Raw genomic sequence first — 24,513 nt, 5'->3', positions numbered from 1 at the left:
ATCATACTCCCATTTTTTTATTTAGAGGCGGAAAAGCTGCCCAAAAAACTGCTTGCTCAAGAAACTTACAAGCATCTTCGATAATATAATCCACTTGCTCCAACTCAACCGACAAACCATCTATAAGCAAAGACCTTACGTCAACATACTTTATTAGACAATTTTTAAAATTAAAGCTGGGCATCGCATCATTACCTGCGGCCAGTCTTAAAAATTTTCTTTTAAAATCTTCACTTTTAGACTCATCAAGCAATCTTCTCTTTACACCCTCTTTACCGCATGCTTTGCCGACATAAAGTGGTGCTGAAAAAACTGTGGCCACAGCTGATAGCTCTATGACATGACGATTACTAAGCTTATTGACATAATAACTCTGCTGCGGCAAAGATTGTCTAAAAACTTCAGTTGAGTATCTCTTGCCTTTTAGTAGTTCTCTACCTGCAGACCTACAAATAGCAGAATAATGTGAGTAAGTTTTTTCATCAATTGGCGGAGAAATTTTACTTGGTGGTGGCGCATACCATCCGTACACCCCCTGACAATCGTCTGAGACAGCATCCAACTCGCGAGGAGTGGTGAAATATATGTATTTGCTGACTGTATCAGGCGTAATTTTCGGAGATATATTCATAGCATACTCTGATACATTTTTAGACAAGCATAAAAAAAGCCTGCCGAATAATCAAACGACAGGCTCCTAAGATGGTTTAATTTACGGCTTCATCTCTTCAAAGAACTTCTTCACGCTGTCGAAGAAGCCAGTCTTTTTCGGCGAGTGGCTATGACTATTGCTGTCATCAAAGCTCTTTTGCAGCTGGCGAAGCAGGTCTTTCTGCTCGTCGTTGAGGTTGACGGGCGTTTCCAACACTACTTTGCACAGCAGGTCGCCGGGGGCACCGCCGCGTACCGGCTTCACGCCTTTGCCGCGCAGGCGGAAGAGTTTGCCGGTTTGGGTTTCCGGCGGGATCTTCAGCTTCACGCGACCATCTAGCGTGGGCACTTCCAGCTCGCCACCTAACGCTGCATCAACAAAGTTGATCGGCACGTCGCACTGCAGGTGCTTACCGTCACGCTTGAAGATGTGGTGCGGCTTAATGGACACCTGAACGTACAGATCGCCCGCCGGGCCACCGTTCACGCCGCTCTCGCCTTCGCCGTTGAGACGAATACGGTCTCCCGTATCCACACCCGGCGGAATCTTCACCGAGAGGGTGCGGGTTTCGCGCACGCGCCCTTCGCCGTTACATTTGTGGCACGGCACTTTGATGTGCTGGCCACTGCCGTGACAGGTCGGGCAGGTTTGCTGAACCGCAAAGAAGCCCTGCTGCATGCGTACTTGGCCGTGACCATGACAGGTCGGGCAGGTCTCTTTGGTGGAGCCCGGCTCGGCGCCGCCACCGTCACAGCGGTCACACTCAATATGACGCGGGACGCGAATATCCACCGTGGTGCCCGCCACTGCGCTCTCTAGATCCAGCTCTAGGTTGTAGCGCAGGTCGGAACCCCGTGCAGGTGCGTTGGGCCCACGACGACGGCCACCGCCGCCACCGAAGATATCGCCAAACACATCGCCGAAGATATCGCTGAAATCGCCAGCGCCGCCGCCACCGAAGCCGCCGCCCTGGCCATCCACACCGGCATGGCCGAACTGGTCGTAGGCCGCGCGCTTCTCACCATCGCTCAGAACTTCGTAAGCTTCCGACACTTCGCGGAATTTTTCCGCTGCGGAGGTATCGTCCGGGTTTCGATCAGGGTGGAATTTTTGCGCCAGACGGCGATAGGCCTTTTTGATCTCTTTCTGATCGGCCCCTTTTTCGACACCCAGGACTTCGTAATAATCGCGTTTGGACATGGGTCCTACGCCTCCTGGTTAGCTACACACTATAGGCGTCTCGGCCGCGGAAACAGCAACGCGGGAGTTGCCTCCCGCGTCACCACTTTCCTTGGCAGAAAGAGGTGGGTTACTGCTTCTTCTTGTCGTCGTTGACTTCTTCGTACTCGGCGTCAACCACGTCATCGTCCTGCTTGGTGTTGGCTTCTTCAGCACCTTCACCACCCGCCTGGGCCGCTTCTGCCTGTTCGGCGTACATCTTTTGCGCCAGCTGGCCGGAGACTTCGGTCAGCGCATCCAGTTTCTTCTGGATGTCGTCCTGGTCATCGGTTTTCACCGCTTCTTCCAGTTCGGCGATGGCGTTTTCGATGGCCTGTTTCTCGTCATCGGTGGCCTTATCGCCCGCTTCTTGAACGGTCTTACGGGTGGCGTGAATCATGCCGTCCGCTTGGTTACGCAGCTGCACCAGCGCTTCGAACTTTTTGTCTTCGTCCGCGTGGGCTTCGGCATCACGTACCATTTGCTCGATCTCTTCATCGGAGAGGCCGCTAGACGCCTTGATGACGATGGACTGCTCTTTACCGGTCGCCTTGTCTTTGGCAGACACGTTCAGAATACCGTTGGCATCGAGGTCGAACGCCACTTCGATCTGCGGCACACCGCGCGGTGCCGGCGGAATGTCGGCGAGGTCGAAGCGACCCAGCGACTTGTTCTGCGACACTTGCTTACGCTCACCTTGAACGACGTGAATGGTCACGGCGGTCTGGTTGTCATCCGCGGTCGAGAAGGTTTGCGTCTTCTTGGTCGGGATGGTGGTGTTCTTGTCGATCAGCGGCGTCATCACGCCACCCAGGGTTTCGATACCCAGGGTCAGCGGGGTAACGTCAAGCAGCAGAACGTCTTTTACGTCGCCACCCAATACACCGCCCTGAATCGCAGCGCCCACGGCAACCGCTTCATCCGGGTTCACGTCTTTACGGGCTTCTTTACCGAAGAAGTCTGCCGCTTTCTTCTGAACCAACGGCATGCGGGTCTGACCGCCGACCAGGATCACTTCGTCGATTTCAGACGCGGACAGGCCTGCATCTTTCAGCGCCATCTTGCACGGCTCGAGCGAACGCTGAACCAGATCTTCGACCAGCGACTCCAGCTTGGCACGGGTCACCTTCACGTTGAGGTGTTTCGGGCCAGTGTTGTCGGCGGTGATGTACGGCAGGTTCACGTCGGTCTGCTGCGCGCTGGAAAGCTCGATTTTGGCTTTCTCGGCGGCTTCTTTCAGACGCTGCATAGCTAGGTTGTCGCCAGACAGATCGATACCGCTGTCCGACTTGAACTGATCGACCAGATAGTTGATCAACGCGAGGTCGAAATCTTCACCACCCAGGAAGGTGTCACCGTTGGTTGCCAATACTTCGAACTGCGTTTCGCCATCCACGTCGGCGACTTCGATGATGGAAATATCGAAGGTACCACCACCCAAGTCGTAGACTGCGATGGTTTTGTCGCCACGGGCTTTGTCCATGCCGTAGGCCAGAGCAGCAGCGGTCGGCTCGTTGATGATACGCTTGACGTCCAGACCGGCAATGCGGCCCGCATCTTTAGTAGCCTGACGCTGGCTGTCGTTGAAGTAGGCCGGTACGGTGATGACCGCTTCGGTGACCGCTTCGCCGAGATAGTCTTCGGCGGTCTTCTTCATCTTCTTCAGCACTTCCGCGCTCACCTGCGGCGGCGCCATTTTTTTGCCTTTTACTTCTACCCACGCGTCACCGTTGTCGGCTTCGGCGATTTTGTAGGGCACCATCTTGATGTCTTTTTGAACGACGTCGTCTTTGAAGCGACGGCCGATCAGACGCTTGATGGCGTAAAGAGTGTTTTCCGGGTTAGTCACGGCCTGGCGCTTGGCGGCCTGGCCTACCAGGATTTCACCGTCGTCGGTGTAGGCAATGATAGAAGGCGTGGTACGACCGCCTTCGGCGTTTTCAATGACTTTAGCGCTGTCACCATCGAGCACGGCCACACAAGAGTTAGTGGTGCCCAGGTCGATACCAATAATGCGTCCCATAGCAAAAACCTCGAATTCAGTTGTTACAAAACTAAAAAATTTGCTCTTTAAACAAGTTGCGGGCTTATCCCGCGGGGTTGACCTTTATTTGGGGGCCGCTTGCCGCATTTCAAGGGCTTTTTTTGCGGCAATGCGTCAACGCGGCTTAATTCGCTTTTTGGCTGACCACGACCATGGCGGGGCGCACGAGGCGGCCGTTCAGCAGATAGCCTTTCTGCATCACATCCATCACGGTGTTGGGGTCGAGCTCTGGGTTCGGCACCATCGCCATGGCTTCATGCACCTGTGGATCGAAGGGCTCGCCCTGGGGCTCGATGCTTTCGACGCCAAACTTGCTCAGCACGTCGAGCTGCATCTTGAGGGTCATGGAGACACCTTCGCGATGCGCCTCGGACGCATCGTCCTGCATGCTTTCCAGCGCTTTCTCCAAGCTATCCACCACGGGCAGCAGCTCTTTGATAAACTTCTCTAGGGCAAACTTGCGCGCCTTTTCGGCTTCTTGCTCCGCCCGGCGGCGAACATTCTGAGCTTCGGCAGCAGCCCGCAGCGCTTGGTCTTTGGCTTCCGCCAGGCTCTGCTCGAGTTCTTCTACCTGAGCGGCCAGCACGTCGGCTTCGGGGCTACCAGCGCTATCTTTCAGCGGTGCATCGTCATCGATCAGCCCTTCCAGTTCGCCTTCCACCAACCGTTCTTCGGCAGACTGGTCGGTGACCTCTGCTTCCTGCTCTTGGCGTGCCAGCTCATCTTCCAACGGGGTTTGCGGTTCTTTTGCCATGCCTTGCTCCTGAAATAAGTGACGGTGCCGGTGGCGGCCACCTGAGGTAAGTAGCGGGTGTTAACCACGTATGCAGCCTATATGGGGGCCATCAAAGCCATCTCAAGAGGGGCATTGAAGTGAGTTATCGACTACTGTATAAAACAACAATTATTGGATAAGTATCCAGCTTCTGTGCCGCACCGCCTCAGGAGGCCTTATGCTTACGCAGCTAGCGATCCAAGACTATGCGATCGTTGATCGTCTCGAACTCGACCTCACCCGTGGCATGACCGCCATTACGGGGGAAACCGGGGCGGGTAAATCCATTCTGCTGGGTGCTCTGGGGCTCTGCCTGGGCGAGCGCGCCGATGCGGGTAGCGTGCGCCACGGCTGCGAGCGAACCGACCTCTCCGCCCGTTTCGATATCCAGCACCTGCCCGCCGCTACCGAATGGCTGGTGGCCCGCGAACTGCCCGCCGACGAGTGCCTGCTGCGCCGAGTGGTGACCGCCAACGGGCGCTCCAAAGCATGGATTAACGGCCATCCAGTGACTATCGCGGATTTAAAATCCCTGGGTGAGCAGCTGATTCAAATTCATGGCCAGCATGCCCACCAAGCCTTAATGCGCGAAGAAACGCATTTGGCGCTACTGGATGACTACGCCGGTTTACGCGAACGCAGCCACCAGCTTGCTGAAACATTCCGTGAGTGGCGCAACGTTCGCCGTCGGCTGAAAAAGCTCAGCGAAGAGGGCAGCGAAGTAGAAGCCAAACGCCAGCTGCTGCGCTATCAGGTTGAAGAACTCGATCAGCTAGGCTTGGCAGAAGGAGAGCTGCAAACCCTCGAAGAGGAGCAGCACACGCTGGCCCACGCCGAAGAAACACTGCGCGAAACCCAGTTTGCCGCCGACTGCTGTGAAAGCGATGAAGGCGGTGCGCTGTCGCTACTCAACCAGGCCTACTCCCACCTCAGCGCCCTACCCGGCAGCGATAAAGGCACGCTTGCCAATACGCTCACCATGCTCAGCGACGCCCGCATTCAGGTAGAAGAGGCCGCCAGCGAGCTGCACCGCTTAGCCAGCACCACTGAATTAGATCCTGAGCGCTTGGCATGGGTGGAAGAGCGCATGGGCGATGTACATCGCATTGCCCGCAAGCACCACGTCGCCCCAGAGGAGATTTGCGCGCTGCACGCCCAGCTCAAACAGGAAGTGGCACAGTTGGAAGCCAGCGACGATGATTTAGAAGCTCTCAGCAGTCAAGTGGCCGAGTACCGCGAGCGTTACCGCAGCGAAGCCAAACAGCTCACCGAAGCACGCCAAAAGGCTGCTGTTCGCTTGGGCAAAGAGGTGCAGCAGCAGTTGGCCTTCCTGGCCATGGGCAAAGCACGTTTCGACGTGGACGTCACCCCACGCGAAACGCCTTCCCCCGAGGGCTTGGACCATGTGCAATTCCTGATCAGCGCCAACCCGGGCCAACCCGCCCGGCCGCTCACCAAAGTCGCTTCCGGTGGCGAGCTGTCGCGCATCAGCCTGGCCATTCAGGTGGTAGCGGCGTCGCATTCGACGATTCCGAGCTTGGTCTTCGATGAAGTGGACGTGGGTATTTCTGGGGCAACGGCGGAAATCGTCGGCCAACTGCTACGTAAACTAGGCGAAAACGGCCAGGTAATGACCGTGACCCACCTGCCTCAAGTGGCTGCCCAGGCGCACCAGCATCTGCACATCGAAAAGCGCGCCAAGCGAGACACCACGCTCACCCACATGGCGCTGCTGGACGAACGCGGCCGGATTAGCGAGCTGGCGAGGATGCTGGGCGGCGTGACACTTTCCGACCAGACCCTGGCCCATGCACGTGAGATGCTTCACGCCAGCCAGCGCCTGCCTCACTGATCCACCAAGCGGGCGCGCACTTCCACCAAACGGGCACGCCCTACCCCAAGCCCCCGTTGAATACAAAACGCCCCCAGAGCGCCAGTGAGTATTCGCTGGCACCCTGGGGGCGTTTTTTACGCGGCTATTCGCTTTAACGATTCACTATTTGCGATTCGTTGGGCCGCTATCCTGGCGTGTAACGTCAGACCCGCGAGGGCGTACGTACAGCACCAGAGCATGGTCCACTAGCTCGTAGCCGTGCTCTTCGGCGATCTCTTGCTGGCGACGCTCGATAATGTCATCGACAAATTCGATGATCTCACCGCTTTCCAGACACACCATATGGTCGTGGTGGTCTTCTTGGGTCATCTCGAATACTGCATGGCCACCGTCAAAGTTGTGACGAATCACAAGGCCCGCTGATTCAAACTGAGTCAGCACGCGGTAGACAGTTGCCAGGCCAACATCCTCGCCCGCATCAATCAGTGTTTTATACACTTCTTCTGCGCTAAGGTGGTGTTGGCCCGAAGCATTTTCGAGAATCTGCAGGATCTTGACGCGCGGCAGGGTCACTTTCAGCCCGGCTTTGCGTAGTTCATGGTTCTGATCGGCCATGGTTGCTCTTCGCAGTAACAGGTTAGGTCGGGTATCATCGACCGAAACCACGATAGTGAAGAACAGGCTCAAATGCAAAAATTGACTCGTATCATTACCCTTTCCGTCGCCCTGACCATTGTCAGTGGCTGTAGCTATGTCGGCGTTTATAAGCGTGACATCCCCCAGGGCAACCTGATCACCCAGGAGATGGTCAGCCAGCTCCAGCCGGGCATGACTCAAGAGCAGGTAGCCTACGTAATGGGCCGCCCACTGCTGGAAGCGCCCTTCGACTCCCGCGAATGGGACTACGTTTACCGCATCGATAAAGCCTATGGAGATGTTGAGCAGCGCCGCGTCACGCTCACGTTTGATGACGCGAGCCGACTGGTCAACATTGAGCAGGAGGGAGACCTATCCCGCGACCTGCCGGTGAGCACAGACCGCGGTATGGGGCCGGCCGTTGAAGGTGCCGACCCGCTAGATGCACTGCCCAGCCAGCGAACACCCACGCCGGAAACCGCCCCCGAGCCGCAGCCGATCATCACTGGCGAGTAAGCGCCAGGCTACTGCTCTTTGGCCTGACGCTTGGCCCGCTCTAGGCGGGCCACCTTCGGGTCGATCTGCAGCGGGCGATACACCTCCACACGGTCGCCCTCGCGCAGCGGCTCTTTATCGGGGTGGCGCAACGCCTTGCCGAAGATGCCCAGCGGCGCCTGCTCGAAGGTCTTGGCGGGCAGTTCCTGAAACAGACTGGGCAGGTCGGCCATGGCAACGGCTGCTCTGGCAGTGGTGCCGCTGGGTACCTTCAGCGCGACGATTCGCTGCTTGTGAGGCAGCGCGAAGGCCACCTCGACGGCAATGTCATCAACGGCCATACAGTTCGTTGGCGCGCTTGGTGAAGGCATCGACCAGTTGCCCGGCAATCTGCTGGAACAGTTTGCCAAACGCCATGCTCAGCAACCGATTGGCGAATACGAACTCCATTTCCAGGCTGACCTTGCAAGCATCATCCCCCATGGGGATGAACAGCCAGCGGCCTTTGAGCTGCTTGAAGGGCCCTTTGACCAGCGAAAGCTCGATCCGCTCTGGTGCGTGCAGGTCGTTGCGCGTAGTGATGGTTTGCTCGACCCCCGCACGACCCAGAGTCATTTCTCCGACCAGGTGCTGATCGTCCTTTTCCAGCAGACGCGCGCGGCGGCATCCCGGCAGGAACTCGGGGTAACGTTCGAAGTCATTGACCAAATCGAACATTTGTTGGGGGGTGTGCCGCACCAAGGCGGTACGATTAACGGTTGGCATTGACCTCTCCGCTGACTTCACAGTGCCCAAAGCGTATCATGGGAAACATTTTTTCAGACCTTGAATGGTATCACGCCTCCCCACATAACGAAGGGGGATGCTACTGACAGATCAACGATGAGGTTCCATGGCCACTAAGAAAGGTAACAGTAAGGGCCCCGGCAGCAGTGTCATTGCCCAGAACAAGAAGGCACGGTTTGAGTACCATATCGACGAAACCTTCGAAGCGGGTTTAGCGCTGGCTGGCTGGGAAGTGAAAAGCCTTCGTGCTGGTAAAGCGCAGCTCACCGACACCTACATTTTAATTCGCAACGGCGAAGCGTTCCTGCTGGGCAGCCATATTATGCCGCTGAACACGGCCAGCACCCATGAAATTGCTGACCCCACGCGAACTCGTAAGCTGCTGCTTCACCGTAAAGAGATCGCCAAAATCTTTTCGGTCACCCAGGACAAGGGCCACACTTGTGTACCGCTCAAGCTCTACTGGAAGCGCAACAAGGTGAAGTGCGAGCTGGCGCTGGTGACCGGTAAGAAAATCCATGATAAGCGGGCCACTGAGAAGGACCGCGACTGGAATCGCCAAAAAGGTCGAATTATGCGGGAACATAACAAGGCATAACTGGTCAATTAGCGATGAGCACGTTAGAATGCGGCTCTGACTAAGGGGGCGACATGGTTTCGACGCCGGTGACAAACCCTGCGGTGCATGCCGAGAGCGTGATGTATCTCGTAAATACCACATCACGAAAAATAGTCGCAAACGACGAAAACTACGCTCAAGGCGCGCTGGCAGCTTAAACCCTGCTAGCTTCTTGTCTGGCCCCAAGGTGATGTGCCTATTCATCACTGCGGGGATATGAGCTAAAGCTGATAGGACCGCGGTTGGCGGTGTCTTCTCGTCAACCGTTAAACTTTAGAAGGCTCGCGTGGCTGAATCCTGACCGTCGGAGTCAGTCGCGCTAAAGCAAATGACGGAATCTAAGCATGTAGAGCCAATGGGCGCGTGCTGGCGGACGCGGGTTCAATTCCCGCCGCCTCCACCACCCACCTAAATTCAGATGCTCCCATATAGGTCTGAATGACGCTGAAAAGCCCGCCCCGTGCGGGTTTTTTTGTGCCTGTATGCTTTCGCATCACTCTATACAGCATTGCGCACCGTGTATGCCTGTGTGCATGCCGCCCCCCCCTCCTGTGTGTTGATCCCCCCTACCGGCCTTCGTCTTGATTTCTCACGAGTGCTGAGACGGCTGGAAGTGGCTTTCATTGTGCCGATAAGCCGTGTCTAGCACATTGACTGGTAATGGTAGGGTTACTTATAGCCGACTATCGTCTAACTAATTCAGCCTAAATTCATTACATTATCTGGCGAAATTTACTATTAGCGAAACGGATAATTTCCAAAAAAAAGACGCAATAACTTATTTATCACAGGCTTTCATTCGGTTTTATTCCGTATTGCAGCGCAATATCGCTTGCTAAACTAGCGTCGCTTATTCCCCCTTCTTTTAACCATTATAAGGATAAACACACTATGATGACGTTACATCATGACCCAGGCCAGCTTCGAGTGACTCGTTGCTGGCCTTTTTTGTTAGCGGCCTTATTATTTTTTATTAGCCCAGCCGCTTTCGCGGTCACAGGTGAGATTGATTTAACCACCTCTGCGGTAGGGTTCTTCGCGGTGGCAATCTTTGTCCTGGCCTATTCCTTGGTCATGGCCGAAGAGAAAATCCACATGCGCAAATCCAAGCCTGTGTTGGTGGCCGCCGGTATTATTTGGGGACTCATTGGCTGGGTATATGTCCAGAACGGCATGTCGGATACGTCCGAGTACGCGTTTCGCGTGACGCTTCTGGAGTTTACCGAGCTAATGTTGTTCCTGCTGGTCGCCATGACGTATATCAACGCCATGGAGGAGCGCCGAGTATTTGATGCGCTGCGCTCCTGGATGCTGCGCAAAGGCTTTAACTATCGTACACTTTTTTGGCTAACGGGCGGCCTTGCCTTTATTCTTTCTCCGATTGCCGACAACTTAACCACTGCGCTGCTAATGTGTGCCGTCATCACTAAAGTAGCCGAAGGCGACAAACGCTTTATTAACCTTGCTTGTATCAATATTGTGGTCGCAGCAAACGCAGGCGGTGCTTTTAGTCCGTTTGGCGATATTACAACGCTGATGGTATGGCAGGCCGGTCTGATTGAATTCCAGGAATTCTTTATCCTGTTTATTCCGTCGCTGGTTAACTTCCTGATCCCAGCGATGGTAATGAGCCTGTTTATTAAAGATCAAAAGCCCAGCAGCGTATATGAAGATGTACAGCTCAAGCGCGGAGCGCGACGCATTATTGCGCTCTTTTTGCTGACCATTGGCACAGCGGTGCTGTGTCATACACTGCTTCACCTTCCGCCCGTGCTGGGCATGATGACCGGCCTAGGCTACTTACAGTTTTTTGGTTACTACCTACGCCAGAGCCTACCCCGCTCACTGGAACGCAAGCGGGAACGCTATAGCCGCCTGGGTGACAACAAAAAGCTGGAACAGCTAGGGAGCGTCGTGCCGTTTGATGTCTTCAACCGCGTTGCTCGGGCAGAGTGGGACACACTGCTGTTTTTCTACGGGGTAGTGATGTGCGTCGGTGGTCTTGGCTTTATGGGTTACCTGGGGCTGCTTTCAGAAGCACTCTACACCGGCTGGAACGCTACGTGGGCGAATATTGCGCTAGGGGTAGTGTCTGCAGTGGTTGATAACATCCCGGTCATGTTCGCCGTACTTACCATGGAACCTGAAATGTCTCATGGGCACTGGCTGCTAATCACGTTGACGGCGGGCGTAGGTGGTAGCCTGCTATCGATTGGCTCAGCCGCTGGCGTGGCCGTGATGGGTCAAGCGCGTGGTTCTTATACCTTTATGGGGCACTTGCGCTGGTCGCCCGTGATTTTGCTGGGGTATATCGCCAGTATCCTGGTTCATATGTGGCTCAATGCCGAAAGCTTCGCGCTGTTTGGCTAGCCTTAGCAGGTAAACACGCTAGCCCGCCCAGCGCTCGTGCACTGGGCGGGCTCTTTAATACGCTTCGAAAATTTTCTAGATGGTGGACGCGAATCATAAGGAGGCTGAACAATATAAACACTCACGTTCTATGCTGCTGTCGAAAGCGGGCAAAAAGATCCATGGGTGACCACTTGCCTTGTAACCACGGCGCTAGTAAACGTGTTGAAAGCGGGATAAACACAAACACCATCACGGGAGTCAGCATCATGGTACTCACCAGCACCCGCGGAATGAGCGGCCACTCGGCTAACACACTGCCAAACGTCCACTGAAACAGTAGTGAAATGGGGAAAAACGCCAGCCAGACGGCTACGGCTTGCTTCCAGCGTGGTGGGGTAGCTCCAGGGCTTACCTTAAACCACGCATCCAAGCCTGTTGCCCGGTGCTCATGGGGCGCATCGTAAAGGCCTTTACCCCGCTCAAGCCAAGCATGGCGAGAGGCCGAATGCTCCCAAGCAGAAAGGGTTTCCTGGCTGTCAAAGCGAAAAATGATCTGATACTCATCATCTTCTTTAGGGGGCGCCAATACACCGGACCCCAAGTAGCCAGGAAAGTCAGCCGCGAGTTCACGACCTTCATTTAGCCAACGGTTAAAATCTTGGTAGCGACTATTCGCGACGCGACGAGCCACCATCAATGTGACAGGTGAGGCAGACATGGGTAATCTCCTAATGTGTAAGCAGCTGCTGCCGGGTAGGCGAGCTGCAAGCATTCAGGCGGGTAGTCCTGAAGCACGTGCCACATTATACAAGCAATATTAATGCCATGTATGTATCACCGGCGCGGGATTGGATGACGCTGCTCGCCACGCTGAAACGCTCGAACATGCTGATAAATATCAATGGCACTTTGAATGGCATCGGCCTCTAACGCATCTGGCTCAATCACCGGCCCATCCACACCGCCATTTTTTCGCATTATTTCATCAACATCGGCGCGATAGCGATCCAGCAAATGCTTAATATTCATGCGGATTCGGTGTAGTTCTAAATTAAATGCTTGGCGCTGTTCGGTGCGCTTAAAGACATCAAGAGGGTTTTCTGCAGACTCAATCAAGCTATCTAAGGTGTTGCACACTAAACGCTCGGCGGTGTTTAAATTAGGAATGACGGAGTAAACAAGCTCATTCAGCGTCATTTTTGCATTATATTGGGGCATAAGCAGGATCAGTGGCGATTAAGTGGAACAATATCGTGAAAACGGCCTTGCTCGGTAAACGTTAACCGAAAAACACCATGAACCCCCTCCTCCCCAACCACGCGTCTAAGCGCTTGAGCAGGGAAAACAACCCAGCGACCATCTACACTTCGTGTACGCACATTGTCGTACTGCCCTTCATAGTGGGCAAGGCATTCGTTGACACTTAGATGAATAATGACGTCTATTGAGAGCATAACGTTGCGCAATTCGGCTGGCTCGCAGATACTCTATACTAACTGAAATGGCCTAAACATCGGTAATCGCTTATGGATATTTCTGCTTTAAATGCGTTTTCCGGCTCCACTGCGACTTGGTCGGCTTCCAACCTGCCTACTCCGCGGGTCGAGCGGAACGAGGCTAGCAGTCAACGCTCTAAGGCCGACGGCCCGCTTTCCAACGCTGAGCCAAGCAAAGAGACAGACGAGCGTACAGAGAGTAGCGAAAAGACGGCGGGCCCTACTCGCCCTGATGGCACTCCGTTAGCCCCGGAAGAGATTCAGCAACTTGAGCAGTTAAAGCAGACAGATCGAGAAGTGCGCCAGCATGAAATGGCTCATCAAACAGCAGGCGGGCCCTACACAGGCGGTGCTTCTTACGATTATGAGGTCGGCCCAGACGGCAAACGCTATGCAGTAGCCGGTGAGGTGCCGATTGATTACGGTCCGGTTCCTGGCGATCCACAAGCTACAGTCGAAAAGATGCAGACAGTGATTGCAGCCGCCATGGCACCAGCTGATCCATCGCCAAAGGATCTGCAAGTTGCCGCTCAAGCACGGCAGTATTTACTCGAAGCAAAGCTAGAGGCCGCACAAAAACAGAGCGAGATGAACCAAGCGCGTGGTGAGCATGATAGTGAGCCTGCCAATGACGAGCCGCCCGAGCAGACAGCTTAAACGCTAAATCATTTGAGCGACTATAGCGTGGCTAACGCTCGCCACTCATGACGCTGGGTCCAATGTGTTAGCCACTCTGATACGGCTTCTGGTGGCATTGGCCGAGCAATACCATACCCTTGGGCTAACTCACATCCCAGCGCCATTAGCGCCTTGGCATGCTCAAGCGTCTCTACGCCTTCGGCCAGCATTGGACGTTTAAAGCGATTCGCCATATAAATAACGCTTTCGACAATTGCCATGTCATCCTGGTCGCTCAGCATATCGCGCACAAAGCTTTGATCAATTTTAATTAGACTGACAGGCAGTTGGCGTAAATGAGTTAACGACGAAAACCCAGTACCAAAATCATCAATGGCAAAACTGACTCCTAGCGCTTGGCAACTAGCCATATTTTTTAGCGCAGCTTTCACATCATGCATTGCCGCACTTTCCAATACTTCCAGCTTTAACAGTGAAGGCGACACCGTAGGGTAGCGGGCAAGCAGCTCTGCTAAGCGTTGGCTAAAGTTGCTCACTAAAAGGTGCGTAGGGCTGATATTGACGTTAATCGGCATTTCAATACCGTCATTTTGCCACTGAGTCAGCTGTTGTAGCGCATGCTCTAACACCCACTCGCCTAGATCCACTTCCAGCGGGGTGGCATCTATAGTTGACAAAAACTGCCCAGGAGATAACAGCCCACGCTCGGGATGTTGCCAGCGAATTAATGCCTCAACACCCACAACCTGGCCGCTGCGCATATCTACCTGCGGCTGATAGAAAAGTCGTAGTTCGCCATGCTTTAGTGCATCCATAAAGCGCTGACGCTGCTCATGGCGTACCTGAAGCAGAAGGTCATGGGTAGGATCAAAAAGGTGGTAGGTATCCCGGCCGCGCTGCTTGGCGCGATACATAGCTTGGTTGGCATGGCGCAAAAGCACATCGCCTTGAGCATGATCGCTTGGGTAAGAAGTAACGCCTAAACTGGCAGTCAGGTAAATTGCTTGGCCTTCAACGATTAGCGGTTGGCGAATGGAGGCCAACAGCTTTTCAAAAAACGAGTCCTCGACACCATGGTGAAGCAGCAGTACAAACTCATCACCGCCAATACGAGCAAGTACATCATCACCAAACAGCAGATGACTGATGCGCTGCGCGAATGCTGATAATAACGTATCGCCTATCTGGGGGCCAAGGCGATCATTAATGGCTTGGAAGTGATCAATATCCAGAGAACAAATCGCCAGCGGTAGCTGCCGATGTTCCGAATGCTGAATAGACTCTTGGATAAGCTGAGTTAGCAGCTGCAGGTTTGGCAGCCCTGTTAACGCATCAAAATAGACTTCACGGTTCAAGTGACGGGCGTGGGAAGGAATGGCAGAAAGATCTGCCAGCACAATCACATGATGATCAATTCGACCCTGCTCATCCCGTACCCGGTTAATTGACATCATACCGGGGTAAAACTGCCCGTCGTGGCTACGATAACTAATCTGACTTTTACTGCGGTCACGCAGTTGAAGCTCCTCGCGTAACAGACGCGTGGTGCGACTATCATCAAGTGGCAAAATGCTAAACGCTTCCGGCGACCGGCCTCGAATTTCACTCAGCGCCAACCCCGTTAGCTCGCAGAAGGCTGGATTAGCATCCACCACAAGATTATCAGCATCGGTAATGATGATGGCCTCATTAGCGTAGCGAAACGCCGATTCAGCAGGCGCTAAAAGCGTACTAGAATCGGTCACTGACATTGTGGCGGCGCTAAACGGCCAAGATACTGCTTGGGCAGCGGGGTGAGGCAAAGACTGCTCCTTCGAGTCGTTCAAGGGCGGGCGCATACGTCTCTGCTCTCCTCGTATAAGCTGGTTAAATTTAATGGCTTTCGATTATATTAACACCGTCTTGCTACATATGTTTTAGATTAAATAGCGTTAAATCAACGTGCTACTTTAGCCTCAGCAGACATAAGCCAACGCCCCTCTCCCTCACAAAAAGGGAACACAGGGTTCCCTTTTTCGCGTTTTACTTAGCGCCATTAACTGTAGGCAAGCTGCTGACTATGGCGTGGCGATATTTCTGCAACGCGGAAACGGCTAACCAGCGTGGTCATTTCTTCAGCCTGGTCATCTAGCGAGCGGCTTGCCGTGGCGACTTGCTCAACCAAAGAAGCATTCTGCTGGGTAACATCTTCAAGCTGTGCCATCGCATGGCTAATCTGCTCAACTCCCGCTGACTGTTCATGGCTAGCTGTCGCAATCTCGTCTACCAGTGTCGCCACCTGCTGCACACGCGCAGCAATTTTTTCCAGTGTGTCACTTGTCGTGGCAACTAACGCTTCACCTTCGTTAATACGCGCTACGTTATTGTTGACCAAGTGGCGGATCTGACTAGCCTCTTCGGCACTGCGGCTTGCCAACTTACGTACCTCATCAGCGACTACTGCAAACCCTCGCCCATGCTCGCCAGCACGCGCCGCCTCTACCGATGCGTTCAGTGCCAATAGGTTAGTTTGAAAGGCAATATTATCGATAGCCGTTACGATGGTTGTCACTTGCTCATTCGCCTGATGAATGTGCTGCATTGCCTGCCGGGCCTGCATTGCCACCTCAGTAGCTTCTTGTGCCTGGTTAGCAACGCCACCAGTCATACGCTGAGCTTGGTGTGCGTTATCCGCATTTTGCCGCACGGTGGCGGTCATCTGCTCCATACTGGAAGCTGTCTGCACGAGTGACGCTGACTGCTCCTCAGTGCGCTGAGCAAGATCTTGGTTGCCCTGAGCAATTTCATTGCTGGCAAGCGCTACCGACTGTGCATTGCGCTTCATTTCAGCAATCAACTGTTCTGTTTGCGCTGACGCATCGTTTACCGCTTGATAAAGCCTAGAAAGCTCATCACTACCGGGCACCGGCAGGCGCTGCGTCAAGTCATCGCCGCGTTCCGCAATGCTTACTAACGCTCGCTGAAGCGGTCTCGTTATGGTGCGAACAATGAGTATTGCCATGCCAATGGCAATTACAGCAGTCACTACAGCAATCGCTAAGTACCACCATAGATCTCGCTGTGCTTGGCGCTTAAGCTCATCAGCGGTGCTCACGATAGATGCAGACACACTATCCTCCAGCGCCTTTAAGCGGCCAATTTTTACTGTTTGCCAATCGAACCACTCTTCTGGGTTTACCCCGTAGCCTGCCGTTTGCTGAATCGCTAGTGCGCGCCGCTCCAGCACGCGCTCAACCTCCGGGCCACTCAAAGCTGCCTCCAGTGCCTCACGGTTAGCAGCACCAGATAAGACACGAAAAGTTTCTAGAAATGCACGTTCCTCACCTATTAATGACAAGAGACGCTGCAGGGTCGCTTCAGGCATCGCATCGGCAGCAAATACATTTGAAAGAAGCGCACGCTCAATACCTGCCAAATCTTTTGCCTCTAACAAATTATAATAGGCTGCCAGTTGACGGGTAATCGCGCCCTCTCCCGTTAAGTGGGCAAGCTCGCCAACGAGTACCATCAGCAAGCTATTAAGCCCTGTATAGTGGCCTAGCGCTTCCGGTGTTGCCACACTAAGCAGGTCTACCTGGTCACGCAGCGACTGGTTTTGCTGCCATTGTTGCTCAACCGCAGCCAACTGAGAGCTGATCGTGGAGGTCAGCAGCGTTGCATCAAGTTGATCACGCTGTTGGAAAAAAGCTTCCGCAGCAGCATCCGTATCTGAACGCTGCTGGCGCAACCGATCTCCGAACACCTTTCCCTGGCTGCCTAAAAAGCCAGCCGTCATGCCGCGCTCCCGCTGCACTTGATGTACCCAGCCCCCTGCCTGTTGAGCCAGTGCAGTTAGTGCTTGCATACGTGACAGCTCGTTAACCGCTGCCTGCCGGGCAATGGCACCACTGGCAGCAAACCATCCCAGCGCTATCAAAGGCAGCACCAATACTAGGGCAAACTTAAACCGCATCGGTAAGCGGTGGAGAATCTCTTTCATCGCGTTGCTTAGCCTCAATTTACATCGTTCAGGGAGGTAAGCGGCGTACTCGTTTTTTTATTGGCCTATATAGACTCTTTATTTACCAAGTTTGCCGCATTTTGCCAGGCAATTAAATACGATTAGCTGGCAAAACAGTCCGAGTGTATAGCGATAAGAAAAATATACCTTGACCTGTATCACCCTGGCAGCTCATTTAAGGGGCTGGACCTGCCGCCCCTAAAAAGCGCTGCTGCCAGTAGTCGATATCCAGCGGCACGCTGACCACCGCTCGGCCACTGCCGGGAGCATGAATCATCTGACGATTGCCGCCATAGATGCCAACGTGCGTGGCTTTGTTGCCATCGCCGAAAAACAGCAGGTCGCCGGGACGTGGGGCATCTACTTGGGGAAGCGCACGAAACTGGCCGTCGGCGGTGCGTGGCACGCGAATACCTGCGGCGCGGTAGGTCATCTCGACGAGGCCGGAGCAGTCCAAACCGTCGGGAGAGTTGCCACCCAAGCGATAAGGCGTGCCGATCGCCTGCTGGGCATGGGAGAGTATCAACGCGCGCTCCATCGACATACCCGCTGGCGAGCTGGGCGCGGGGGCCATGGCCACGTCGTTACTGGCACACCCTGCCAAGAGCAGCATGAGCAGCGCAAAAAGAGATGAGCGGCGAGTCAACGGCATGGCAACGCTCCAAAAAACGTATTGCTCTTATCATGGCCTAAGCGCCGTTGACCCGATACTGCTTCACGCGCGCTTACCGGCCGACCCACTCGATAAATGTGCTCTCGCCCATAGCATGGCGTTCGTGGCGTAGGCGGCTCATGGCGGCATAGGGCAGATCCATCACTAGACCGTTGCTGAACGGCTGCTCTAACACTTGACGGAACAAGGCATTGCAGACGAACAGATGGGCTACCACGAGCACATGGTAGCCGGGCGGATTCGCCAACAGCCGCCGCCATGCTTCGCTGACCCGAGCATCCAGCTCGGCGTAGGTTTCTCCGCCAGGCGGTGCGGCGCGGGCGGGGTCGAACCAGAAAGCGCTCATCTGCTCGATGCCTTCCTGCTCGTATACCTGGGTATAGGTTTTACCTTCCCACCCACCAAGATGCAGCTCGGCCAGATCATCATCCACCTGCACCGGCAGGTCGAACTCCTCCCCTAACCAGAGCGCAAATTCGCGACAGCGGGCCAGCGGCGAACTAACGATGGCATCATAGGGTGGCCGACCCTCCACCGTATGGCGCATCACTGCATCGGTCACCTGCTGCCAGCCAGTATCGCTGAGCGGATGGTCGGTACTGCCCCGTAGCATTCGCCCACCCTGCGGTTCACCGTGGCGCATCAGGTCAATCGTTGTGATCTCGGCATTGGCAAAGCGCATAGCGGTTCTCCCCCTCACGGACAGATTAAATAATGGCGTGACGAACGCGAGCCGAGACCCACTCCGACACCAGTACCGTGGCGAAAATCAACGCGAAGATAACGCTGACCTGATTCCACGCTAGGCTGTTGATGGAGGCGTTCAGCTGCAGGCCTATGCCACCTGCGCCCACCAGCCCCAACACCGTCGATTCGCGAATATTAATATCCCAGCGGTACACGCTGATCCCCGCAAAGGCAGGCATGATTTGCGGCAGCACGCCGTAGTTCATCACCTGCAGGCGGCTAGCGCCCGTGGCGCTGATGGCTTCCACCGGTGTGGGATGGATCTCCTCAATGGCTTCATAGAGCAGCTTGCCCACAAAGCCAATCGAGCGCAGCGCGATGGCGATGATGCCCGCCAGCACGCCAGGGCCAAGAATGGTCACCAGCAGCATCGCCCAAATCAGCGAGTTGATCGAACGCGACGAGACGATGATGGTCAGTGCCAAGCTGCGCACAAGCGGATGCGGCGTGGTGTTACGCGCGGCTAAAAACGCCACCGGAAACGCCATTATAATGCCCAGCGCGGTGCCCAAGGTGGCGATATTGAGCGTGTCCCACATGGGTTTCCAAAGCTCGCTGGCGTACTCCCAGCGGGGCGGCATCATACGGCTAATCAGGTCACTACCCTGGCGGCCAGCGTCTTCCACAAACACCCACATGGTGTTGTCAGAGATCACTTTCCAGCAGAGTAAGAACAGGCTAACGCCCGCCAGCCAAGCGAGGTACTGCAGCCACTGGGCGCGGGTGGTGCGCCTCTGCCACTGCGGCATACCGTTTGAGGAAGTTGACACCGGCATGGAGAATTCCTTTTGCCTTCAGGCTTTACGTAAAGGGTTGGCAACAAGCGTGCGACGGCGCGCTACTGCGTCCAGCGACGCACATGGCTGGAGGCGTACTCACTCATCAGCACGATGGCGATGATGATCAGCAGAATGGCGGCCGAGGTGCCGTACTCGTAGCGGCTGAGCGAGGTGTTGAGCGTTGCGCCAATCCCTCCCGCCCCGACAATGCCGATCACCGACGACTCGCGGAAATTGATATCCAGCCGGTACATAGAAAGCCCGATCAACCGCGGCATCACCTGCGGCTGCACGGCGTGGTTCATGGTTTGCCACCAGCTCGCCCCGGTGGCGCGCACGGCTTCTACCTGTTTCCAGTCGAGGTCTTCGATATCTTCTGCCAGCAGCTTGGCCATAAAGCCGATGGTGGCAAAGGCCAGCGTGAGCATGCCCGCAAAGGGGCCAAAGCCGAACATCACCACAAACAGAATGGCAATGATCACCTCTTGAAAAGTGCGCGAGACGGCGATGATGGCCCGGCACACCGCGTAGATCGGTAAAGGCGCGATATTGCGCGCAGCCCCTAGCCCCACCGGGATGGCCAGCAGAACGCCGATCACCGTCGAGGTCAGCGTCATGGTCAGGCTTTCCATCAAGCCCGCCAGAATATCGCTCTGGCGGCTGACGAAGTCCGGCTGCAAAAACGCGCCGAGAAAGTTCAGCGCACGCCCGGCACCTTCCGCCACCCGCGCCCAGTTCACTTCCACCGATGCCAGCGCCAGCATCAGGTACACCACGCCACCCAGCGCCAGCGCCCAACGTAGGCGGCGGCTCTCTATCAGCGGCAGTCGCCGCCACTGGCCTTGGCGGGCGGCCTGCTGGCGAGCTTGAGCGTCCGTCGTGCTCATTGCGCGCCTCCACTCGCTAAGCGGTTCTGGCGCGGCATGTGTGGTGCCGTGGCTGCCTGGGGCGGCGTGGCATGAAACGTAGCGCCGCTGCTCTCCTCCTCGTCATCATCGGCAGGCTCAGGGGTCGTGTCCCAATCCTCTTCGCCGTAAATGGTGGTCAGCATCTCGCTAGTCAGATCGCTGGGCTTACCGTCAAAGACAATCTCCCCGGCACGCAGCCCAACGATGCGGTCGGCAAACTGCTGAGCCAACGCCACATCATGAATGTTAATGATGGCGGCCAGCTCGCGCTCGGCGCACAGCTCGCGAATCAAGCGCATGATTTGGCGAGAGGTTTTAGGGTCCAGGCTCGCGGTGGGTTCATCCACCAGCAGCAGTTTGGGGCTTTGCAGCAGCGCTCGAGCAATGCCCACCCGCTGGCGCTGGCCACCGGAGAGCGCATCAGCGCGCTTATCAATCGCGTGGGGCAGGCCTACACGCTCAAGCAAGCGAAACGCTTCTGCCACGGCTTCCTGCGGGTAGCGGCGTAAAAAGCTGCGCCAGAAACCTACATAGCCCAGCTGACCAGAGAGCACGTTCTCCATCACGCTCAGGCGGTCCACCAGAGCGTACTCTTGGAAGATCATCCCCATGGAGCGGCGGGCATGGCGCAGGCGGCTGCCAGAGAGTTTCGTCAGCTCCACGTCTTCCAGGCGAATGCTGCCTTGAGTGGGTTCTACCAAGCGGTTCACGCAGCGGATCAACGTGCTCTTTCCCGCGCCAGACGGGCCAATGAGGGCCATAACCTGCCCTTTCGGCAGCGAGAGCTGGATATCGGTCAGCGCACGGTCGCCGGTAGGGTAACGTTTGCCAACGCCGGTGAGTGTCAACATGGAGGGTGCCTCAGTCTCTTATGCGTTCGTGCTTGCGTTCACAAGCACTTCTCTAATGGCTACATAGCGGCTCGGCCAGGAGGTCGCCCTCCTGGCCGAGAAAATCATGGACCAACCGATGGATTAGTCGCAGTCGTACGTCACACCGTTAGCATCGGCGATGGTACGGATCACTGACCAGTTCTCTTGGTAGGTGATCGGAATGAACTGGGCTTCACCAGAGTTGGCAAACTCGGCTTCCAGCGCACTGCCTTCCCAGTCGTAGCTGAAGAACGCGTCCTGAATCTGCTCGGCAAGCTCAGGATTCAGGTTGTTCGCCAGGCCATAGGCCGTGGTGGGGAAGGTTTCCGAGGTGTAGATGACGTTGTAATCGCCTTCGCTCACCACATCGCGTGACAGCATGCGCTTGGCCACAGAGTTGGCAATGGCGGCCGCGTCGTAATCTTTGTTCACCACGCCTAGGATGGAGTTGTCGTGAGAGCCAGAGAAGGCTGTCTCGAAATCTTCGCCCGCTTCCAGGCCATACTCAGAGCGCAGCAGCGCGGAAGGCGCGCGGAAACCGGAGTTGGACGTTTCGGAGGTGAAGGCCAGCTGACGACCGGCTAGGTCTTCCACCGACTCAATGCCGCTATCGGGGTAGGTGATGATTTCCATCTCGTAGCCGAAGCTGCCGTCTTCCGCCGCCATCATGGCGAAGGGGCGGAAGCCACCGCAGTTGACCGCCACCGGCACACCGCCCGTGTTGAAGCCCGCCACGTGAAGACGACCGGCGCGCAGCGCTTCCTGTTGGGCAGCGTTAGACTGCACGGGGAAAAACTGGACGTTTTTACCGGTAGCGTCGCTCAGATGGTCCAGAAAATCGGCCCAAACGTCGGCATAAACGGCGGGATCTTCCACCGGCGTATAAGCAAAGACCAGCGTATCCGGGTCAACCCACTGCGACTCGTCGCTGGGCACGTCGGCGATCATGTCGCCGTCGTTGTCCACGTAGCGCGAAGAGAGATCAGCAGAGGCAGTGACCGCTGCCAGTGCAAACGTGCCAGCTACGGCGGCGCTCAACAGCGTACGAGAGAAAGAGAGAGTGTGCATGCATCACCTAAGCGAGTTATGAAGTGTTAACGCCATAGTGATGTTTTGATATGACAGCGGCAGGACACTCTCGTGACGCCCTGATTACGGCTGCGTGACAACCTAGCGACAGCCACCTACACAGCAGCCGCGCCGCTCCACAAACAGGCTGTTACCCGCGGTTTTCTTGGCCTGGCGCTTGAGTTCCGAGAGCTGCGCGGCGATCTCCAGCGCCTTGCAAGGGGCGGGGTCGGTAATCGGCTTGACGGCAATCGAGACGCTGACGAAGGGGAAGAATGTCACGCCGCCCTGGCGGCTTTCAATGGAAATCCCCCCCTGAAGACGGTCACTCTCCTCGTAAAAGCCAGGCGCCATCACTTCGAAAGAGTGGAGAATCTGCTGGCAGACGCTTTCCCAGTGCCCTAGAGGTAGCAGCATCATGAAATCGTCGCCGCCGATATGGCCGATAAAGCCACCCGCACTCTCTACCTGGGCCTGTAGCAGCCTTGAGAGCGAAATAATCACGTGGTCGCCGCGGGCGTAGCCGTAGGCATCGTTAAACGCTTTGAAGTTATCTAAATCCACATAGGCCGCCGCAAAGCCGCTGCCTTGGGATAAATACGAAGACAAGGTTTCGTTGATCAGAATATTGCCGGGCAGCCCGGTGAGCGGATTGGCATGGCGCGCTTGGCGCACTTGAATCGCGGTAATTTCTCGCAGCAAGTCGACGATATTCCCCATCCCCAGGTACTGACCATCGCCATCGACGATGACGAAATCTTCCTGTTCGATGTCGCGGATGTCGGTGAGCTGCTGGCTAAGCGCCTCCAGGGAGAGATCCGCATCCGCGACGATCATTTTAGGGTCAGCAATCTCCAGCACGCAGCGCTTGGCGTACAGCGCGTGACTGTACTGATTGGTGAACAGCGTGAGGAAGGCATTGCGGCGCACCACCGCCACGGGTACGCCCCCTTCGATCACCGCCACGCAGCGCAGACGCGGGTCTTCGCGAAAGCGTTCGGCAAGCATTGGCACCGAGTAAGTCGCGGATGCACTCTCAATGGGGCGCAAAATAGAGTGCGCAGTGCGCCCTGCCGGGCTTTTTAGCTGGGTCGTCGCGGGTAATAGCGTATTGAGCTGCATGGGCGGCTGAAGGCTTGGCCGGGCAAAGTAAAACCCCTGCAGCAGTGCCAACCCGCGGTCTAGCTCCCATAGGCAGAGATGCTCGGCAGCCGTCTCGACCCCTTCCGCAATGAGCTGGCAATCCAGACTACGCGCCACATCCAAAATGGAGCGCAGAAACTCGCGCTTGGCAGGCTCTTGATCAATACCAGAGATAAAGTGGCGATCTAACTTGACGAAGTCGGGCCGCAGCTCTGACCAGTGGCGCAGGCTGGAGTGCCCGGCCCCTAAATCATCCAGCGCCACCTGAAAGCCCATATCGCGGTAGTGGTCCACCGCTTGACGCATCAGTTCGTAGTCGTGAATGGGCACGTGCTCGGTCAACTCAATGACCACGCGCTCAGGGGGCAGGCCGCTCTCTTGAATAAAGCTCAGCGTCAGCCCCTCGCGAAAGTCACGCTCCACGATGGTTAACGGCATCACGTTGAGAAACAACAGCCCCGGCAGCTCAAGCTCGGCAAAGCGGCGAATGGCGAGCCGCCGACACAGCAAGTCCAATTCAACCAGCAGGCCAGCCTGGGTCGCCACATCAAATAGCCGCAGAGGGGAGTGAAGCGGGGACATTTTTGGCCCGCGGATCAGCGCTTCATAGCCATAAATGGCCTGCTGATTGGCGTCCACAATCGGTTGGAAAAGCACATGCAGCTCTTCTGCCGCAATAATTTTATTTAGCCACTGCGCTTCTTGTGCGGTCATATGCCTGCTGCCCTATCAAACGTCCACTATCCCTATGATTTGTAACGCTCCATGAGGAAGGTT

Annotated in this window: 24 protein-coding genes and 1 other RNA gene; 6 read left to right on the top strand and 19 right to left on the bottom strand. The window is 55.7% G+C overall.

Annotation, left to right across the window (positions count from 1 at the left end):
* Nucleotide 1: 1 nt before the first annotated feature.
* The 4 genes from AC13CY_RS16285 to grpE form a co-directional block, all read right to left on the bottom strand.
* Nucleotides 2-631, bottom strand: coding sequence for a hypothetical protein (locus tag AC13CY_RS16285; protein ID WP_483052808.1), 630 nt, complete (start codon nt 629-631; stop codon nt 2-4).
* 81 nt (nt 632-712) lie between these two features.
* Nucleotides 713-1,852: a molecular chaperone DnaJ gene (gene dnaJ, locus AC13CY_RS16280; RefSeq protein WP_044629463.1), complete on the bottom strand. Its 1,140-nt coding sequence runs from the start codon at nt 1,850-1,852 to the stop codon at nt 713-715.
* A gap of 109 nt (nt 1,853-1,961) precedes the next feature.
* A complete protein-coding gene (gene dnaK, locus AC13CY_RS16275) occupies nt 1,962-3,893 on the bottom strand; it encodes a molecular chaperone DnaK (RefSeq protein ID WP_062360542.1) in 1,932 nt (643 codons plus the stop codon).
* A gap of 145 nt (nt 3,894-4,038) precedes the next feature.
* Nucleotides 4,039-4,668: a nucleotide exchange factor GrpE gene (gene grpE / locus AC13CY_RS16270; RefSeq protein WP_483052807.1), complete on the bottom strand. Its 630-nt coding sequence runs from the start codon at nt 4,666-4,668 to the stop codon at nt 4,039-4,041.
* A 199-nt stretch (nt 4,669-4,867) separates the two neighbouring features.
* Between grpE and recN the strand changes: the two genes are divergently transcribed.
* Nucleotides 4,868-6,541: a DNA repair protein RecN gene (gene recN, locus AC13CY_RS16265; protein WP_483052806.1), complete on the top strand. Its 1,674-nt coding sequence runs from the start codon at nt 4,868-4,870 to the stop codon at nt 6,539-6,541.
* 144 nt (nt 6,542-6,685) lie between these two features.
* On the opposite strand, the gene fur is transcribed toward recN, so the two are convergent.
* Nucleotides 6,686-7,138, bottom strand: coding sequence for a ferric iron uptake transcriptional regulator (gene fur / locus AC13CY_RS16260; RefSeq protein ID WP_016915905.1), 453 nt, complete (start codon nt 7,136-7,138; stop codon nt 6,686-6,688).
* Nucleotides 7,139-7,210: 72 nt separating this feature from the next.
* On the opposite strand from fur, the gene AC13CY_RS16255 reads away from it, so the two are divergent.
* Nucleotides 7,211-7,675: an outer membrane protein assembly factor BamE gene (locus tag AC13CY_RS16255; RefSeq protein WP_054640973.1), complete on the top strand. Its 465-nt coding sequence runs from the start codon at nt 7,211-7,213 to the stop codon at nt 7,673-7,675.
* A gap of 8 nt (nt 7,676-7,683) precedes the next feature.
* Here the strand turns inward: AC13CY_RS16255 and AC13CY_RS16250 are convergent, their stop codons facing one another.
* Complete coding sequence (locus AC13CY_RS16250) at nt 7,684-7,995, bottom strand: RnfH family protein (protein WP_054640972.1); 312 nt, start codon at nt 7,993-7,995, stop codon at nt 7,684-7,686.
* Nucleotides 7,985-8,419 (bottom strand): type II toxin-antitoxin system RatA family toxin, encoded by a 435-nt coding sequence (locus AC13CY_RS16245; protein ID WP_039181434.1) that lies wholly within the window; start codon nt 8,417-8,419, stop codon nt 7,985-7,987. The genes AC13CY_RS16250 and AC13CY_RS16245 overlap by 11 nt, the downstream gene beginning before the upstream one ends.
* 127 nt (nt 8,420-8,546) lie before the next feature.
* Between AC13CY_RS16245 and smpB the strand changes: the two genes are divergently transcribed.
* The 3 genes from smpB to nhaD all read left to right on the top strand — a co-directional run bounded on the left by smpB (nt 8,547) and on the right by nhaD (nt 11,429).
* Nucleotides 8,547-9,038, top strand: a complete 492-nt coding sequence (gene smpB, locus AC13CY_RS16240) for an SsrA-binding protein SmpB (protein ID WP_062360527.1) — start codon at nt 8,547-8,549, stop codon at nt 9,036-9,038.
* 44 nt (nt 9,039-9,082) lie between these two features.
* Nucleotides 9,083-9,462, top strand: a transfer-messenger RNA (tmRNA) gene (gene ssrA / locus AC13CY_RS16235).
* 488 nt (nt 9,463-9,950) lie between these two features.
* Nucleotides 9,951-11,429, top strand: a complete 1,479-nt coding sequence (nhaD, locus tag AC13CY_RS16230) for a sodium:proton antiporter NhaD (protein WP_054640970.1) — start codon at nt 9,951-9,953, stop codon at nt 11,427-11,429.
* A 121-nt stretch (nt 11,430-11,550) separates the two neighbouring features.
* Here the strand turns inward: nhaD and AC13CY_RS16225 are convergent, their stop codons facing one another.
* The 3 genes from AC13CY_RS16225 to AC13CY_RS16215 form a co-directional block, all read right to left on the bottom strand.
* A complete protein-coding gene (locus tag AC13CY_RS16225) occupies nt 11,551-12,129 on the bottom strand; it encodes an antibiotic biosynthesis monooxygenase (RefSeq protein ID WP_044629455.1) in 579 nt (192 codons plus the stop codon).
* Nucleotides 12,130-12,245: 116 nt separating this feature from the next.
* Nucleotides 12,246-12,629: a hypothetical protein gene (locus tag AC13CY_RS16220; RefSeq protein ID WP_044629454.1), complete on the bottom strand. Its 384-nt coding sequence runs from the start codon at nt 12,627-12,629 to the stop codon at nt 12,246-12,248.
* Nucleotides 12,630-12,637: 8 nt separating this feature from the next.
* Nucleotides 12,638-12,865, bottom strand: coding sequence for a DUF2835 family protein (locus AC13CY_RS16215; protein ID WP_483052805.1), 228 nt, complete (start codon nt 12,863-12,865; stop codon nt 12,638-12,640).
* Nucleotides 12,866-12,937: 72 nt separating this feature from the next.
* Here AC13CY_RS16215 and AC13CY_RS16210 point away from each other — a divergent pair, with 72 nt between their 5' ends.
* The gene (locus AC13CY_RS16210; protein ID WP_044628754.1) at nt 12,938-13,564 is read left to right on the top strand and encodes a putative metalloprotease CJM1_0395 family protein; all 627 of its coding nucleotides are present in this window, start codon (nt 12,938-12,940) and stop codon (nt 13,562-13,564) included.
* A 20-nt stretch (nt 13,565-13,584) separates the two neighbouring features.
* Here AC13CY_RS16210 and AC13CY_RS16205 read toward each other — a convergent pair whose 3' ends face one another.
* The 9 genes from AC13CY_RS16205 to AC13CY_RS16165 all read right to left on the bottom strand — a co-directional run bounded on the left by AC13CY_RS16205 (nt 13,585) and on the right by AC13CY_RS16165 (nt 24,450).
* Entirely contained in the window at nt 13,585-15,297 is a 1,713-nt protein-coding gene (locus AC13CY_RS16205) for a putative bifunctional diguanylate cyclase/phosphodiesterase (RefSeq protein ID WP_240312625.1), read from the bottom strand.
* Between the two features lie 284 nt (nt 15,298-15,581).
* Complete coding sequence (locus AC13CY_RS16200; RefSeq protein WP_232059477.1) at nt 15,582-17,543, bottom strand: methyl-accepting chemotaxis protein; 1,962 nt, start codon at nt 17,541-17,543, stop codon at nt 15,582-15,584.
* Nucleotides 17,544-17,721: 178 nt separating this feature from the next.
* Nucleotides 17,722-18,198 carry a C40 family peptidase gene (locus AC13CY_RS16195; RefSeq protein WP_044628757.1) on the bottom strand — a complete coding sequence of 159 codons (477 nt, stop codon included), beginning with the start codon at nt 18,196-18,198 and terminating at the stop codon, nt 17,722-17,724.
* Between the two features lie 73 nt (nt 18,199-18,271).
* The gene (locus AC13CY_RS16190; protein WP_044628758.1) at nt 18,272-18,901 is read right to left on the bottom strand and encodes a histidine phosphatase family protein; all 630 of its coding nucleotides are present in this window, start codon (nt 18,899-18,901) and stop codon (nt 18,272-18,274) included.
* Nucleotides 18,902-18,926: 25 nt separating this feature from the next.
* Entirely contained in the window at nt 18,927-19,742 is an 816-nt protein-coding gene (gene phnE / locus AC13CY_RS16185) for a phosphonate ABC transporter, permease protein PhnE (RefSeq protein WP_044628759.1), read from the bottom strand.
* 62 nt (nt 19,743-19,804) lie between these two features.
* Nucleotides 19,805-20,632: a phosphonate ABC transporter, permease protein PhnE gene (gene phnE / locus AC13CY_RS16180; RefSeq protein WP_044628760.1), complete on the bottom strand. Its 828-nt coding sequence runs from the start codon at nt 20,630-20,632 to the stop codon at nt 19,805-19,807.
* Nucleotides 20,629-21,504 carry a phosphonate ABC transporter ATP-binding protein gene (gene phnC / locus AC13CY_RS16175; RefSeq protein WP_058579739.1) on the bottom strand — a complete coding sequence of 292 codons (876 nt, stop codon included), beginning with the start codon at nt 21,502-21,504 and terminating at the stop codon, nt 20,629-20,631. The genes phnE (AC13CY_RS16180) and phnC overlap by 4 nt, the downstream gene beginning before the upstream one ends.
* A 123-nt stretch (nt 21,505-21,627) precedes the next feature.
* Complete coding sequence (phnD, locus tag AC13CY_RS16170; protein WP_483052804.1) at nt 21,628-22,593, bottom strand: phosphate/phosphite/phosphonate ABC transporter substrate-binding protein; 966 nt, start codon at nt 22,591-22,593, stop codon at nt 21,628-21,630.
* 102 nt (nt 22,594-22,695) lie between these two features.
* A complete protein-coding gene (locus AC13CY_RS16165) occupies nt 22,696-24,450 on the bottom strand; it encodes a bifunctional diguanylate cyclase/phosphodiesterase (RefSeq protein WP_058579737.1) in 1,755 nt (584 codons plus the stop codon).
* Between the last annotated feature and the right edge of the window lie 63 nt (nt 24,451-24,513).

This window comes from Vreelandella sp. L-15 (genome assembly GCF_056857635.1).
Note: the sequence above shows the minus strand (reverse complement) of the source record. Positions and strands in the feature narration are given on the sequence as shown.